Origin of the sequence: Paenibacillus melissococcoides, from assembly GCA_944800085.1 — a bacterium.
Lineage (GTDB): Bacteria > Bacillota > Bacilli > Paenibacillales > Paenibacillaceae > Paenibacillus_B > Paenibacillus_B melissococcoides.
Window position 1 is genome coordinate 1,257,223 of sequence record CALYLO010000001.1, and the last position, 15,816, is coordinate 1,273,038.

Genomic DNA, 15,816 nt, shown 5'->3' on the forward strand with positions numbered 1-15,816 from the left:
CATGAAATGTTAGCAGGCTGTTCATCAGCGGCAGCTATACTGGTAGTCATATTCAAGCTGCTGAAGGGGATTGGTCTTGTTCGGAGCGAGCAATGAAGAAAGGGAGGAGCTTATGAATCGAAGTGTACGCAGTCGGATATGGGATCGTCAGCCTCGAGAAGCCCGGGAAGCACGGGAAGCCAGCCGCATGGCAGAGAGGCGAGGGGGAGCCCATCCAGACGCGGCCCGCTTCCTGTGGAAGCTGTTGTATATCGTTGGCATTTGCTTATGCGGCGCTTTTGCGCTCACCATGTGTGGGTTGGCCGCCTTGCGATTCATTATGCATACGATCGAAATTCCGCCGCTGTGGAAGCTTTACCGGTTATTGTCTTCAATCATGGGTTTGGAAGGAATGGCGCTGCTGGCGACGGGGGTGTTGTTCATCGCGGGCCTTCTGTGGCTGCTCGGCGCCGAAGCGGTCTATTACGGGCAGATCAAGGACAGCCTCGTCCGGCTCGCCGATGGGGAAGAAGCGAGGCCGCTTCCCGTCAAGCGATCGGCGGCGGAGCTGGGCGAAGCGGCGGATGCCGTCAACCGGCTGTCGCAGCAGATGTCTGCGGCCCGGGAGAACGAGCAGGCTGCGGCCGAGCGCATGAACGCGCTGATGACCGAACTGTCGCATGATGTGCGCACGCCGCTGACTTCGATTCTGGGGTATTTGCAGCTTATCGCGGAAGATGGCTACCGGGATGAAGTAGAGCTGCGCCACTATATACAGGTTGCGCGCGACAAGGCGCTGCGCTTGAGCCGGGCGGTCGATCGGCGGTTCGAGCTAGCGAGACTGCCGCAGGTTCCCGAACGGGAAACGTGGCATCCCGTCGATGTGCGCCGGCTGCTGCTGCAGCTCGCGGAAGAGTACCGGTCCCGCCCGCAGCAGCCGGGGCTCGCGATCGCGCTGAACTGCGCAGAACTCGGCGGGCAGCCGATGATGATATACGGGGACGGGACTCGGCTCATGGAAGCGTTCGAGATTTTGATGGCCGAAGCGGCGCGTGGGGGCCGGCCTTCCGGGCCGATCCGAATCGGCCTGTTCGGGGCTGAGGAGGAGGCCGTCGTGCATATTCGGAACGACGGCGTTCCCGAGGCGGAGGCGCCGCGCCGCGAGAAGGGCATGCGCCGGCCGGCTGACCGACCGCCTGCGCAGGATGAACGGTTTGGCGGCGGTTGGGCTGACGTCCGGGGTATCGTGGCCTCGCATGGCGGAACGGTTGCCGTATTCGGCTATTATCCGCGCGCCGCCTATGAGGTCCGCCTTCCTTTGCTGCGTACCGGGGATGCCGCCGAGGCTTGACTTGGCCGGCCCGTGAAGCGCCGGCGGATTGCCTTTTCCCATCCAAGAGGTCAATGTTATAATGGAACCCAACTTAAGATAATGAGGTGAATCACCCAATTGCTTAATGAATGGATTCCTGCCATGTTAGAGTCTACGGATTGGAGCCGGTGGCTTAGCGCCGCCGGAGTATTGCTGCTGTTTTTGCTGTTCCGCAAGCTGTTCACGAACTATCTGTTCGCCTTGCTGATGCGCGGATTGTCGCGATCGAAGGGGGCCACGCATTTCTTGAGGGCGTTCGAGAAGCCGATGCAATGTTTTTTCGTCCTGATCGGCATCTATCTGGCCTGCAAAATGGTCCTTCCTCCAGGCGGAGCCTTGCCGCTCGCCATCGACAAAATATACCGCAACGCCTTCATCGTCCTCATCGCTTGGGGACTCTACCATATGGCGGCCCGGTCATCCAGCATGTTCACCGGGCTGTCTGCGCGGCTCGGGCTCGATGAGTCGAGCATGCTGATTCCTTTTTTGTCCAAGGTGCTGCGCTTCCTCGTGATCGTCATTGCCATTACGATGATTGCCTCGGAGTGGGGCTACAGCATTAACGGCGTCGTCGCGGGGCTTGGCCTGGGCAGTCTGGCGATCGCGCTGGCCGCGCAGGACACGCTCAGCAATTTTCTGGGCGGCATCGTCATTATTACGGAGAAGCCCTTCTCCAAGGGCGATTGGATTATGACCCCGAGCGTGGAAGGGACAGTCGAAGATATTACGTTCCGCAGCTCGAAAATCCGCACCTTCGCCCATTCGCTCGTCACGGTGCCGAATGCGACGCTGGCGGGCCAGGCGATTACGAATTGGAGCCGGATGGGCAAGCGGCGGGTTACGTTCACCTTGGGCGTCGCGCTCGACTCGGATCGCGAACGGCTGCGGGCGGCCATCGCCAAAATGGACGCCCGCCTCCGGGAGAATGAGGCGGTCGATCCGGACGTCATCATGGTCCGGTTCAGCGAGTTCAACGAGAGCAGTCTGGGCATCTTTTTCTATTACTTCACCAAGACGACGGTATGGGCCGAATATTTGAAGCATAAGGAGCAGATCAATCTGATGATTATGGAGGTGCTGGAGGAAGAGGGAATCTCGCTCGCGCTGCCGAGCCAGCGGGTTTATGTGGAAGCGGCCCCTTCACCGCAGCGTTTTCCGCTTTAGGGCTATTAGGTCCGGCCATTTGCCCAGCATGGAAGTGCCGGAGTGCGTCAATGAGAGAATGATTCGGTTCTTGGAAGCTTGAGAGGATGCAGGGACATAGCGAATCGCAATCATGGATGGAAAAGGGGGACAACGCAATGATGGAAATAGTTGTCATCGCGGACTATGACCCGGGCTGGGCACGCGACTACGAGCAGGAGAAGCGGGCTATCGAGGAGGCGCTCCCGGATATCGTCGTAGCGGTGGAGCATATCGGCAGCACCTCGGTTCCCGGACTGGGCGCGAAGCCGATCATTGATATGATGGCTGGCGTTCATCGACTGGAGGCGTTGACCGAGGGGCATATCGATCGCCTGGCCGCGATTGGCTACGAGTATGTGCCGAAGCCGGATTGGCCGGAGTCCCGATTTTTCCGGCGCGGCCCCTGGCGGGCGGGTACGCATCATTTGCATTTTTACCGGCAGCTGGGAAGCGCACTTGCTGTTCCGCGATTATTTAAGGTCCCACCCGGATGTCCGGGAGCAATATAGGCAGTTGAAGCTTGAGCTGGCGAGCCAGCATCGGCATGATCGCGTCGAGTATACGCGGCGGAAGGCGCCATTTATCGAGCGCGTGCTGCGCCTGGCGCGCGAAGAAGACCGAAGCCCGTCCTGAACCGGACGGGCTTCGTCGTGAGCGGCGTTCCTGCCCGGCTCGCGGGTAGGGCTGGGAGTGTCGGCCGGGGATAACGGAATGTGCCGGCGCTCCCTGATATCATCCCCTTGATCGCGCGGTTGGAGGCAGCTCTCCGAGGCGATTTTTTTGATTATCCCTTTTGTTCAGTTATTGTTTAGTATATTTGACTAAGATGAAAGCGTTCGTGCCTTTCGAATTAGGTCTCAGGTCTGAAGCAAAAGGCGCAGGTTGTTTCTTTTTCTCCCCCGTCCCTTTATAGTGAAGATGACCGTATGGTCGCGTGGCGAGATCCATGGAGGGAGCAGCAGGCTGCGTAAGGCGCTTCGGCATTATCGATGCGGAGACAGGAAGGGACGAGCCTGGCCGTTCCGCCAGGGGGACATGCATGATTCCGGCGTGTCTGATGGATGAGGGGGTGGCCGCTGCGGTCAAGATTGCAAGGGGGAAGGAATATGAAAGCGATCCTTGTCGATGATGAAATGCTAGCGCTGCGACGTATGGAAAAACTATTGAAGGAGCAGGATGGAAAGGAAGTGCCTATTGAAATTGTCGGTTCATTTCAAAATCCGCATCTGGCATTGAAAGCGGCGGAGCGGGAGACGATTCATCTTGTCTTCCTGGATATCGAGATGCCGGAAATGGATGGAATGGAGCTGGCAGAATGTCTGTTGCGCATTCAACCCCACCTACATATTGTATTTGTGACGGCATATAACGAATATGCGGTTGAGGCATTCGAGCTGAATGCGTTAGACTATTTATTGAAGCCGGTGCAGCGGACCCGGATCGAGAAGACGCTGAAGCGGCTGGCCAAGCCGGCGCAAGCCAACGATGCAGGGAAGCACAGTCAGCTTGAGGGGATGCTGTGCACATTGTCCTATCTGCATTATATTACTCCCCAACAGGAACTGAAGACGTTTCATTGGCGGACGGTCAAAGCGCAGGAGCTATTCGCCTATCTGCTTCACCATCGGGAGCAGACGCTTCGCAAAGATACGATTCTGGATTTGCTGTGGCCGAATTACCGCATTGAAAAGTCATCAGCCCATTTACATACGACGATTTACCAGATTAGGCAGGTCATTAAGCAGAGGGCATTACGAATCCACATCAAATATATGGATGAGGGGTACCGGCTCGAATTGGGCGGCATGAAGCTGGACAAGGAGGAATGGGAGAAGGCGATGCGTCTGGCCCCGCAGGTGTCTCCCGAGACGATCCAGGAGCATCAGAAGCTGCTGAACGCCTATCGGGGCGATTATTTGGCGGAGCATCAATATTTGTGGGCGGAAGGCGAGCAGGAGAGGCTTCGGTTAATCTGGTTCAATCATGCGAAGCAGGTGGCCGAATGCTTGATGCGGATGAACGCATACACGGAAGCGATGCCCCTTTACAAGCAGATCCAGGAGAAGTATCCGTATACCGAGGACAGCTATTTCGGACTGATGAAAATTCATGCGCAGTTGGGCAACTACGGGGAAGTCATCAAGCAATTTCAACTGCTAAGCCACAATTTAAAAGGAGAATTAGGCATTGAACCTAGCAGGGAAGTATTTGCTTGGTACATGGAATGGAAAAACAGCATTTAATCGCGCCGACCGTCGTGGATTCTGCTTCCGCGGCGGTTATTTTTCTTGGGAAGACGATTCAGTATTTGTTCAGTAGGCCATCATAGAATAGTCGATGTTTATGAGAAAAAGTCGAAATTTTAGGTAAAAAATCCAAATCATGTGGGAGTGAAAACCAATCAACATGAAATATACGGGCAGAATAATAATGACTGCCATGACGCTGTGCGGATGGGCCGTGCTCATCGCATACCTCATGTCGGCAAAAATGATGAATCCGATGTTGGCCGTGCTCACCATTATGATGCTTGGCGTATCCTGGCGATGCGGCAAACGGTATGATGTCGTGAAGTATGAATCGGAGATCGCCCCCCTGACATTGGCGTATAACCGCAGAAGTGCCGATGTAATATTTCAGAGGCTGGCTGGCAAGCACCGCAAAAATGGACAAAAAACCGCCGTCTTTTTCTTCGACGTGGATCGGTTCAAGGAAATTAATGACACGTATGGCCACAATGCGGGGGATCGGGTGCTGCGGCTCATCTCGACCGTGCTGCTGAATAGCTGCGGCAGCGAGACCGCGCTCGTCCGGTGGGGAGGCGATGAATTTCTGTTCATGGTGCCCTGCTCCGACCGGCGCGATCTGCGCAGCATCCGCAGCCGCACCATGAACAAGCTGGCCTTGACCGCACAGCAGGCCGCGGTTCCTTTTGCGGTATCTTATGGCTATGCGTTATATCCGGAGGAGGGAACATTATTAAGCGATATTGTGGAGATGGCGGACAGTCATATGATGCGAATCAAACGAAGCAAGCTCCGCTGCGGCTCTCAGGATACCGCCAAAATGCAGCTTTCACTACAGTAGGGAGATTGGGCAAATGGCAAAACGATATGTTGTTCGACTCGTTTTTGCACTCGTGACCATTCTGTATGTTGTGTTGGCCGGCGGTTTTTTTCGGGAATGCGGGGCGTTACCGAAGCCGGTGCAGGGGGTGCTCGATCTGCGCGGCAGCGGATGGGAACATGCGGGCCTCGTCAAATTGAAGGGGGAATGGGAATTTTATCCGGACAGGCTATTTTCGAACGCTTCCCAGATCGAGTCCCTCGGCGCCAAGCCCGTCTTCATCCAAGTGCCGTGCCCCTGGAGAATCGACAGCGCATGGACGGGACCCCGGCCTTTCTCTACATACGGCACGTACCGATTGCGAATTATGCTTGACAACAGCTCGGAACAGATATTTTCATTTTATGTAAAATCCATTATGAGTTCCCACAGCATGATCGTCAATGGCCTGCGCATTGGCAGCAGCGGGCCCTCCCCGGACGATTTCCATTCAAATACGCCATACAACACCTCCTATGTTGCCTATGCACATACGAAGAGCAATGTTATCGATTTGATGATCCAGATCGACAGGCCAGACTCCGTCTGGCAAGGGGCTATCACCCGGCCGATATCGTTTGGACTGCCGCAGCAAGTGAACTTGGAACGAAACCTTGAGCTCATGCTGGAAATGGGCATTCTGCTGACCATATTGCTGGGCGCTTTTCATACGATACTTATCTATCTGTTCCGATTGCCGCAGCCCGGGTGGCAATATTTTGTTCTTTTTTGCTTGTCCGCGATACTGTTCGTTCTCATTTTCGGAGAAAGATGGGGAGCGATGCTGTTGCCGATGCTATCCTTATATTGGCGCTACAAGCTGATGACATTGGCGTCGATCGGCATGAATCTGTTCCTGCTGCTGTACGCGTCGCGAAGGCGGCAATGCTATGTTCATCCGCAGATCGCCCGATTCGCGGCATACGTCTCGATGCTGGGAAGCGTCGCCGTGTTGCTGGTGAAGAATACGCGCGGCATCATTGCCGTATCTGCGGTAACGCATGGAATATTTCTGGCCTTATATCTCTATCTTTTCTATAGGCTGGTGCGCCGTTCGATGGTTGCCGGAAAGTCGTATCCCTTTCTGCTGACAATCGCCTTCGCGGCGGGAGGGTTTGCGGTATACGGTGGAGTATTTGGCTTACATGAGTCGCTTCGGCTGAGGTACTTCAACTTTATCATCTTTATTTGCGTGCTCGTCTTCCTCCAGGCAAGACAGCATTACATTGTCTATCGCAGAGAGAAGGAATTGGCTAAAGCCTTGTCGAACCATAGGCGCTCGAATGAAGAATTTATGGCAGCGACAGCCAAGGAATTGAAGACGCCGCTGCTTGCGATTACGAATTTGGCGCAATCTCTGCTCGAAGGCAATCGCGGCAACCTGTCGGTCAAGCAAGAGGAAGATTTGCATATCGTTGTATTTGTCGCCAAGCATACGACCAGATTGGTTAGCGATCTTCAGGATTGGTCAGAATTGAAGGAAGGAAGGATGCTCATCCATGTGAAAGAACTTGATCTGAGGAGAACCGTCACCGCTGTGATAGAGATTACCCGCTATATTACAATGCCTCGCGACATTGAAATACGCAACAAGCTGGATGACGATCTGCCGCCGGTGCTGGCTGATGAGCAGCGCTTGATGCAGATCATGTCTCAGTTGCTGCATAATGCGGTGAAGAATACGAAGAAGGGAACAGTGACGGTATCGGCCCTGGCATTGGAGGAAGCAGTGGAGGTTCGTATCTCGGATTCGGGAGGCGGAATGACGCAAGCGGAGATGGAGGGCATCTTCGATGCATATGAGCAGGATGTGCCGCATCGTTCTTCTTTTTTTGACAGAAGGCTCGGTCTGAATGTCACGAAGCGGCTGGTGGAGCTTCATGGCGGAACCATTGGCGTGACTTCAGCCATAGGCCGCGGCTCAACGTTCTATTTCCGTCTGCCAATCGCTGAACAACAGCAGGGGGATGAGGGGGAACTTATGAGGAAGGAGGACGGCAAGGCGGCGGTTCCCGTGGGGATGCCGCTGGAATATGAGGAGCAGTTCGGCTGGGAGATTGCGGAAGAGATCGTGTTCGACGCCCCTTCTCCTTCTTTTACGGTAGACGAGATTGGGGAGGCCTGCATTCTTATCGTAGACGATGATCCGATTCATCAGAAGGTCTTGGAAAATCTGCTCTCCCCTGATCGCTTCCGGCTTACCTCGGTGTCCAGCGGGGAAGAGGCGTTATTGCAGATTCGGCACTTCCGGAACTGGGATCTGGTCTTGCTTAATCTGATGATCTCCGGCATGTCGGGCTTGGAGGTATGCCGGCGCATACGGGAGATGCATTCCTTGTTCGAGCTGCCGGTTCTGATGCTGACGGGACGGGGACGGACCGATGATGCGCTCGCCGCTTATTCGGCGGGGGCGAATGACTTTGTGGCGAAGCCGATAGACTCCGCCGAGCTGCGGGCCCGCGTGCGGACGCTGCTCCTGATGAAGCATTCGGCGAATGAGCGCTTCCGTATGGAAATGGCTTTTTTGCAGGCGCAAATCAAGCCCCATTTTATTTTCAACACGTTGAATTCGCTTGTCTCGCTCAGTGAAGACGATCCGGAGCAGATGCGCGAGCTGCTTGTCGAATTCAGCAATTATTTGCGGCAGAGCTTCCGCTTCGATAATGTGGAGCCATTGGTCCCGCTCGAACGAGAGCTTCAACTGGTACGTTCTTACTTATACATAGAAAAGATCAGGTTCGGGGACCGGTTGCAATTTACGATTGATCTGCCTGAATCGCATCGGCTGCGTATCCCGCCGCTATCTATTCAGCCGATCGTGGAGAACGCCGTGCACCACGGAATTATGAAACGAATGGGCGGCGGCACGATCCATATTCGCGTCTATATGGAGGACCAACATTACTGCATCGAGGTCTGCGATGACGGGGTCGGCATCTCGGCCGAGCGGCAGGAGCAACTGCTGGCGAAGAGCGCGACCAGCGGAATCGGGCTCAAAAATATTGACTACCGATTGCGGCAGCTGTTCGGCACGGGCATCTCGGTTCGAAGCGCCCCGATGGAGGGGACCTGCGTCAAATTTTGCGTTCCGTGCGAGACAGAGAACTAAGCAGGGGGCTGACGACGAGGTCATATTGACCTTAAGGCAGCCCCCTAGCTGTTTTATCAACCCAATTGAACGATTCGCTCAAGGTCAGGAGTTACAGAGATATCATCATTTTTCTTTTTTTGTGCCGCCCGTCTCTTTTGATGATAATGGCGCTTGCACAAATTTTTCGCATAGTGACGTTCCTTGCAGCCTTCTTCGCTGCACAGTCGTTGTGTTGCCATTCTAGGTCTGCCCATGAGTACCTCCCCTTGTGACTATGTATTTATACCTAATTGTAGATGTTAAGAATGAACAATTTCTGAACCAAATAAGCCAAAAGATACTGGAAAACATAAAAAAAGGATTTAATTGAATAAAAATATAAACTTTTTTTGATATCGTTAACTACAATAATAAGATTTTGTGTTGTCATTTTACAAGGAGTAAATAAAAAGTTGTGGTTCGAAGGTCTCTGGAAACGGGTGTTCCCAATATATGCCTTTCCTCTTGGATCGGGAGGTTCGATTCGAGGTTCCCCCGGGGCGCAATTTCTGATAGGATAGTCGGTGGAAGCCTTTCCATATAAATATTAAAGGCGATGGATGAAAGAGAGGTGCAGTGCGATGAGTGCAGATAATTCATCACGCAGCAGCAATGACAAGCAGCATGTAGGGGAAGATTGGTCAGCGGCCCGGGAGACCCCGAGAGGGCCGGGACAGCCATACCTCCACGGCTACAATGCCAAGGAATTGAAAGCGTGGTCACCCGACACGGATCCGTATGCCCGCTTTTTTCGCTCACGGGTGCCGCTCGCGAAGCGGATCGCGCCGTTCGCCCCGACCCAAGCGCATTCTGCGCTGACGTATCAGGCGAAGGTGATGAACTTGTCCGCCGATTACGACAAGGAGGAATGGTTCGGAGCCTGCCGCTATAATGACAGCTTCAGCAGGAATGTCCTGAAGTTCTGGCAGTACCAAGATATTTATGCGGCATGGCATGGGCTGCCGGTATATGGTTCACCGGAGGATAAGCGGCAATACGGCGTCGTGAATCTTCCGAATCCGGCGTATACCGACGCCGCGCACCGCAACGGTGTCATCAGCCTGGGCGGCTGGTTCTGGCCGCGCGACACCGATTTCGGCGAGCTGGTCGAGGAGACGGAAGACGGACGCTTCCCGGTCGCCGACAAAATGATCGAGATGGCGGCGTATTTCGGGTTCGACGGCTACTTCGTCAACCAGGAGGCGAGCATCAGTGAAGAACATGCCGCTCAATTGATGAAGATGCTGAAATATATGCGCGAGAGCGGGCTGTACTTGAGCTGGTACGACAGTCTGGCGCCGAATGGCGAACTTCAATATATCAATTTCTTCAATGAGATGAATGCGCCATGGGTTCTGGATCAGCGGGACGGCCGCCAGCCGAACGACAGCATATTCATTAACTACGCGTATACGCCGGAGCGGCTGGAGAACAGCTATGCATATGCGAAGAAGATTGGACTGGACCCGTACGAAGCGCTCTATGCCGGAGTGGAAAATGACAAGTTCCGCTTCGAGCGCGGCAATGAGCTGAAATCGATTTTCCGTGATGACGAGGCGCGCACTCCGCGCACCAGCGTGGCGTTGTTCGGCACCGATATGGTATGGTACCGCGGACCGAATCCGTCGGATCCGAAGATGCAGCAATATATCGAGCACCGCGAGCGCATATACTGGTCCGGCGCCAAGGGCAATCCGGCACAAAGCGGACGCGGCATCGGCTCGGAAGGAGAGAGCTGGGACGGGCTGGCTCATTTTATACCGGAGCGCTCAGTTATCGGTTCGTATCCGTTTGTCACGCGTTTCAACAACGGGCACGGGCTCGCCTTCTTCTTGAACGGAGAGGTGGCCAGCCGCAAAGGCTGGAACAACGTAAGCGCCCAAGAATTGCTTCCGACCTGGCAATGGTGGGTTGATTCCGAAGGGAATCCGCTTGCCGTAGATTATGATTACAGCACAGCCTGGAACGGCGGCTCGTCCATCAAAGCGGAAGGACTGCTGGAACCGGGAAGCAGCACAGACATTCGTCTGTTCAAGACGGATTTGCCAACAGATACGGACGTGTTGTTATCGCTAACCTGCAAGCTTGACTGGTCGTATGCCGGGAATCCTTCGCAGGATGACAAGCGGGACTCCGCTCTGCTGCAACTGCAAATGCTTTTATACTATCAGGACCAGCCGGAGACGCCGGAGGTTCGGTCTTTCGATGCGGTACCTGGCACAGAATGGACGACGCTAGCGATGCATCTTGCAGGCAGAACGAAGCGCCGGATCGCCGCTATCGGCATCCGCATCTCATCCGAAGCGGAGAAGAGCGTCGGGGTCAAGGTGAGCTTGGGTGAATTGAAGCTGATCGAGGAAGCGGTGCCGATGCCTGTTCCGGCTGCCCCATCCGGCTTCCAAGTAGAACATGCATACTTCAGTGAGGAGCAAGCTTCTCTCATATTGTCTTGGCGATTGGCCGATGATGGTGTTATCGATAACTTATGGTATTATGACTTGTATCGAGTGAAGGATGGGAAGCGGGAAGCGATAGGCAGAATCTTCGATGACGTGTTCTATGTCAAATCCGTCGAGCGGCTCGGAGAGACCGAGCTTACCCTCGAAGCGGTAGCCGTGAATAAGGAAGGAGTTGCAGGACCGCCGGCCGTCGCCGTATGGTCGTGGGGAGACGGCGAAGCCGTCGATGCCCAAGCTGGGCCATACCCGGCTGAGAACCTGCAGCCACAATTCAACACGGAAGAGGATATTGTGCTTGAGCCAAGCTGGAGCCGGTATTTGAATATCCGCGTCGAGCCGGCGTGGGCGGATAATCTGTCACTGACATGGACCTCCAGCAATGAACGCGCCGTGACCGTCAATGAGCGTGGCCAGATTACGGCCGTGGCACCGGGCGAGGCGATCGTCACTGCGGCTACAGGCAAGCTGGCAGGCCAAGAAGGCCCATCGCTGGAGATAAAAGTGAGTGTCGTCGCGCCAGAGGCGGCCCCGGAAGGCGGCGTCACGCTCGAAGCGGAGCACTACGACCGTTCGAACGGACTGTTTGTCCCAGGCACATATGTGCATGTGCGCGATTTGCATTTCGCCAACTGGATGGCGTTCGATGATGTCGACTTCGGTGCGCAAGGCGTGACCCGCATTACCGTTCGCGCTGCCGTATTGACGGAAGAGACACGAATGCTCATTCATATCGGCGATGCGGAAGGCCCGCTGGTTGCGGATATGGAGCTGCCATTGAAGGACGGCAAGCTGGCGCCGTTCTATCATAATTATTCAATGGAGCTGGCACAGCCGCTTACCGGACGCCAGACACTGTATATCACCTTCCAAAACCCAAATATCCGCCGTTGGCAAATCCGGGATACGGGGATTGCGGACATCGATTGGATCCACTTTTCATAAGATTACTATAGGCTGCCGACCCTGGGCATAAATCCGGGGGTGGCGGCTTTTTTATATCAAAGGGAGAGCATGCCCGCAAACTAAAGTAATTCGCAGGATTGCAAAATACAACAAGCGCATGCTCGTGTGACCCTATGTAAAGTCGAAATAGCGAGCTCGGTCATATTAGCGCGCAAATTATACAGCAAGTTCATATTACCGAGTTAGCAGGTTCGGATGACTATGCAAGAGTAAAAAATATATCCGTCCAAAAGACCAGCAAGCTCGGAAAATTAAGCGGCTTTCCGGTTGTAAGAACGACTGCGAGGAGAACGTATGGAAGCGCCGAGAAGGAGTGGCCGAATCGCTATCGACATGCACAGCTGAAGCAGCCGCTGCATAGTGCATTCGTGCTCAACGAGTGCATTATAACGAAAGCTAAATTCATCCAAATAAGCCTGCAAATATTTTGAGCCAATACCGTGAAATGTATTGTTCATCCAGCGCCAGGCTTTACGGAAGGTCTGATATAGGCGGCTATTTCGGCGTACTTGGATGTGGAATCGGTTGATGTAGGTTTCGTCTGGATTTTCCGTATGCCACGCTGCAAAATGGTCACAGCCGCTTGGCAGCAAAAGTTTTTTGCTGCAATGTTTTGGGTCAACTTTCTTCATCTTTAATAAGCCAGTATGTGCAGATGTACCCGTCACGGATTCCGCAATAATCAATGGACATTCTTTCGGATGAAGCTCGATGGGGGACCGAATGGAACGTCCGTAGAACGCCACAATGCCCTGAATAATGCCGGGTAGAGGGTGATTGGCGTCACGATGGCTGATTGCAGCTCTAATCTTATGCAGGATTAACCATGCTGTCTTGTAGGTGACTTGAATGATCGATTGCAGTTGGACGGCATTAATTCCTTTATCTGAACGGGAGACGAGCCACAGCGCGATAAGCCACTTCCGAAGGGAAGTACGGCTTCCCTCCATGACCGTTCCCGCTGTTATGGAGGCTTGATATCCGCAGGCGCTGCATTGATGGAGAGGGAGTCGGCGACTCTTGATGAGATAAGCATGGCTATGACTGCAGCGTGGGCAGACGAAGCCCTGCGGCCATTTCAGTTGAGTAAGAAATGCAGCACAGTCCGATTCTGTAGGAAACTGATGCTCCAATTGTTCCACACTGTCGATATCCTCCCAATTCACCATCATGACAACCTCCATATATTTCTGAAATATAGGATCGAGAACAAATGTTCTTTATGATTTTGATTATACCAAACATTTGTTCTTATGTCTAGCGTAAGAAGGTAATTCAAGGAAAATATCATTTCTATCCATCGTGCGGGTATCCTTAATGAACATATATCTTCACTATCCCCTTAAGACAGAAAGCAGGTTAAATTCACGGCAAAATTTTAAAACTTTTACCCTAGATAGAATAAGGAAGTGGTATAAGCCTAGGACTGAGGACAGGAAAGCCAGGATGATAGTGGAGACGCAATAGGAGCCGAGATGTTGGGGAAGAGCGTAGGTAGAACTGAGACGATGGGATAACGACCATAAGAGCTTAAGATGGTGAACAATCAACCCCAGCTATGTTGAACTGATTTGATGGGATAGTGAAGATAAGGGTGTAAAGATGATTGGTAGAGAGGCAGTAGGTGCTGAATCGATGGGATAGTGACAATATGGAGCGTCCAGGTGATGGAGCCAACGACAGTTAGAGCTGAACCGACGGGATAGCGACCAAAAGAGTGCTGGGACCAATGGGGAGTAGGCGGGATTGGGTTGGGCGTTTTTTGGCGTTTTTTGTTTTATTTCATGGGAAATTTTTTTCTGCGATGGGAATTGGTTTACTTAAAAAGTTTGCTTAAATGGATGAAAAAAAGCGCGCTCGATCCGGGAGATGGGCAATCGCCATTTGCCGGCGCAGTTCGAGGGGGACGCGATGGTCGTTCAGTACGACTATCTGGTGGAAGAACAGTTGACGCAGGACGGAATTCCCTTTGCCCGCGAGAACAAGAAAATGAAGCAAGCGTTTCGCCATGTCGGACATAAGCACTAGCTCGCTGCTTACGCTGCTGCAGTGGTGCGACTCACTGCTCATGCCTCATCTGGGCGCATTCCAGACGCCCTGTGGGTGCAGGCAAAACGATGCTGGTCGAAAAGATTACCCGCAGAATGCACGGCAAATATAGCATGGCTGTCATCACGAATGACATTTATACGAAGGAGGACGCGAAGATTCTGATGCGCATCGGCGTTCTGCCCGAGGACCGCATTGTCGGCGTGGAGACGGGCGGCTGCCCGCATACCGCGATTCGGGAGGATGCATCGATGAATTTCGCGGCGATCGATGAGCTTGTATCCCGCCACCCGGATCTGGAGATCATCTTCGTAGAGAGCGGCGGCGACAATCTGGCCGCGACGTTCAGCCCCGAGCTCGTCGACTTCTCCATCTATATTATCGACGTGGCCCAGGGGGAGAAGATTCCGCGCAAAGGCGGACAAGGCATGATCAAATCCGATTTGTTCATTATTAACAAGACGGACCTGGCTCCTTATGTCGGCGCGGATTTGAAGGTGATGGAGGCGGACACGCTGACGTTCCGCGGCAATAAGCCGTATATTTTCACGAATCTGAAGGATGAGCAGGGGCTCGATGAAGTCGTCGACTGGATTGAAAAAAATGTCCTGCTATCCGGCTTGGAGTAAGATAGCGTCTGGACAGGCCAACTGGACCTGAAGGTTGAGCAACGGGGCGGCCGTTCGGCCGCTTTCCGCCAATATCACCAGGGGGCATACAAAATCGCCCGCCCCATCTATCCGGACGGAAGCGGGCAGGTGCATTATTACGTCATGAATCTGGGGGCGGATACGTCGGCGGCGACCGGTACCGGATGGAGCTCGAGCTGGGGGAAGGCGCGTCTTCGCTGATAACGACGCAGTCTTCCACCAAAATTTATCGCACGCCGAAGGAGCCGGTATTCCAATGGACGCGCATCGCGCTGGAGGCAGGAAGCTATCTGGAGTGGCTGCCCGATTCGGTTATTGCCTACCGCGGCTCCAGGTATCGGCAGCAGACCGACATCCGGATGGACCGAAGCGGCGCGCTTATTCTGGGGGAAATCGTAACCCCTGGCTGGTCCCCGGATGGAGAGCATTTCTCGTACGATGAGATTGCGCTGAAGACGATGATTGAGATGGACGGGGCGCCTGTGCTGTTCGATCATCTAAGGCTCCGTCCCGGCGAGCAGCCGATTCGCGGACTTGGCCGCATGGACGGACATACGCATGTCGGATCGCTGTTCGTCATCGGCGCGCTTGCGACCCGCGCGTTCATCGAGGAGTTGGCCGAGACGCTCGATCTGAGCCGGGTGGAAGGCTGCATCGGGCTGTCGGATCTCCTTATTCCCGGCTTCGGCGTGCGCATGCTGGGCGATTCGACGCAGGCCATCGAGTCGCTATTCGGACGAATCGCCAATGCGGTGCGGGAGCGCTGGTTCGGTTGGGGACCGATTTCTCTGCGCAAATATTGATTCCTATTCCAGGCTGTTCCATGTACAATGTACAGAGGAGCAGCCTTCTGCGTGTTGAGATCATCCGTCTGATCAGGTGATTCTCTTCACATGGAAAGGATACATAGAGAAAGGTGGTACT

At 54.0% G+C, this 15,816-nt stretch carries 10 protein-coding genes and 2 pseudogenes; 10 read left to right on the top strand and 2 right to left on the bottom strand.

Translation table 11 applies throughout. From position 1 onward, the window contains the following. Positions 1–187: 187 nt before the first annotated feature. The 6 genes and pseudogenes from OCY70_RS05740 to OCY70_RS05765 all read left to right on the top strand — a co-directional run bounded on the left by OCY70_RS05740 (position 188) and on the right by OCY70_RS05765 (position 8,750). Positions 188–1,330, top strand: a complete 1,143-nt coding sequence (locus OCY70_RS05740; protein WP_213429072.1) for a sensor histidine kinase — start codon at positions 188–190, stop codon at positions 1,328–1,330. A gap of 123 nt (positions 1,331–1,453) precedes the next feature. Next, entirely contained in the window at positions 1,454–2,515 is a 1,062-nt protein-coding gene (locus OCY70_RS05745) for a mechanosensitive ion channel family protein (RefSeq protein WP_249725285.1), read from the top strand. 140 nt (positions 2,516–2,655) lie between these two features. Further along, a pseudogene (locus OCY70_RS05750) lies at positions 2,656–3,169 on the top strand (GrpB family protein). Between the two features lie 473 nt (positions 3,170–3,642). Beyond that, entirely contained in the window at positions 3,643–4,779 is a 1,137-nt protein-coding gene (locus tag OCY70_RS05755; protein WP_213429075.1) for a response regulator, read from the top strand. Between the two features lie 187 nt (positions 4,780–4,966). After that, complete coding sequence (locus OCY70_RS05760) at positions 4,967–5,623, top strand: GGDEF domain-containing protein (protein ID WP_213429076.1); 657 nt, start codon at positions 4,967–4,969, stop codon at positions 5,621–5,623. A gap of 13 nt (positions 5,624–5,636) precedes the next feature. Continuing rightward, a complete protein-coding gene (locus tag OCY70_RS05765; RefSeq protein ID WP_213429077.1) occupies positions 5,637–8,750 on the top strand; it encodes a hybrid sensor histidine kinase/response regulator in 3,114 nt (1,037 codons plus the stop codon). 56 nt (positions 8,751–8,806) lie between these two features. Here OCY70_RS05765 and OCY70_RS05770 read toward each other — a convergent pair whose 3' ends face one another. Beyond that, on the bottom strand, positions 8,807–8,986 hold the full coding sequence (locus OCY70_RS05770; protein ID WP_213429078.1) for a hypothetical protein: 180 nt from the start codon (positions 8,984–8,986) through the stop codon (positions 8,807–8,809). 366 nt (positions 8,987–9,352) lie between these two features. Here OCY70_RS05770 and OCY70_RS05775 point away from each other — a divergent pair, with 366 nt between their 5' ends. Continuing rightward, entirely contained in the window at positions 9,353–12,172 is a 2,820-nt protein-coding gene (locus OCY70_RS05775; RefSeq protein WP_213429079.1) for an endo-beta-N-acetylglucosaminidase, read from the top strand. Between the two features lie 272 nt (positions 12,173–12,444). Here the strand turns inward: OCY70_RS05775 and OCY70_RS05780 are convergent, their stop codons facing one another. Next, positions 12,445–13,362 carry a transposase gene (locus tag OCY70_RS05780; protein ID WP_213429100.1) on the bottom strand — a complete coding sequence of 306 codons (918 nt, stop codon included), beginning with the start codon at positions 13,360–13,362 and terminating at the stop codon, positions 12,445–12,447. 697 nt (positions 13,363–14,059) lie between these two features. On the opposite strand from OCY70_RS05780, the pseudogene ureE reads away from it, so the two are divergent. From ureE to OCY70_RS05795, 3 genes and pseudogenes are all read left to right on the top strand, one after another. Continuing rightward, a pseudogene (ureE, locus tag OCY70_RS05785) lies at positions 14,060–14,221 on the top strand (urease accessory protein UreE); the annotation flags it as partial. Between the two features lie 47 nt (positions 14,222–14,268). Next, the gene (gene ureG / locus OCY70_RS05790) at positions 14,269–14,871 is read left to right on the top strand and encodes an urease accessory protein UreG (protein WP_261944752.1); all 603 of its coding nucleotides are present in this window, start codon (positions 14,269–14,271) and stop codon (positions 14,869–14,871) included. A 185-nt stretch (positions 14,872–15,056) separates the two neighbouring features. Beyond that, on the top strand, positions 15,057–15,695 hold the full coding sequence (locus OCY70_RS05795) for an urease accessory protein UreD (RefSeq protein WP_249725289.1): 639 nt from the start codon (positions 15,057–15,059) through the stop codon (positions 15,693–15,695). Positions 15,696–15,816 lie beyond the last annotated feature (121 nt).

Coding starts and splice junctions, on each gene's coding strand:
- OCY70_RS05765 (WP_213429077.1), top strand. CDS start 5,637: ATGGCAAAACGATATGTTGTTCGACTCGTTTTTGCACTCGTGACCATT.
- OCY70_RS05795 (WP_249725289.1), top strand. CDS start 15,057: ATGGAGCTCGAGCTGGGGGAAGGCGCGTCTTCGCTGATAACGACGCAG.
- OCY70_RS05760 (WP_213429076.1), top strand. CDS start 4,967: ATGACTGCCATGACGCTGTGCGGATGGGCCGTGCTCATCGCATACCTC.
- OCY70_RS05745 (WP_249725285.1), top strand. CDS start 1,454: ATGTTAGAGTCTACGGATTGGAGCCGGTGGCTTAGCGCCGCCGGAGTA.
- OCY70_RS05755 (WP_213429075.1), top strand. CDS start 3,643: ATGAAAGCGATCCTTGTCGATGATGAAATGCTAGCGCTGCGACGTATG.
- OCY70_RS05780 (WP_213429100.1), bottom strand. CDS start 13,362: ATGGTGAATTGGGAGGATATCGACAGTGTGGAACAATTGGAGCATCAG.
- OCY70_RS05740 (WP_213429072.1), top strand. CDS start 188: ATGGCAGAGAGGCGAGGGGGAGCCCATCCAGACGCGGCCCGCTTCCTG.
- OCY70_RS05770 (WP_213429078.1), bottom strand. CDS start 8,986: ATGGGCAGACCTAGAATGGCAACACAACGACTGTGCAGCGAAGAAGGC.
- OCY70_RS05775 (WP_213429079.1), top strand. CDS start 9,353: ATGAGTGCAGATAATTCATCACGCAGCAGCAATGACAAGCAGCATGTA.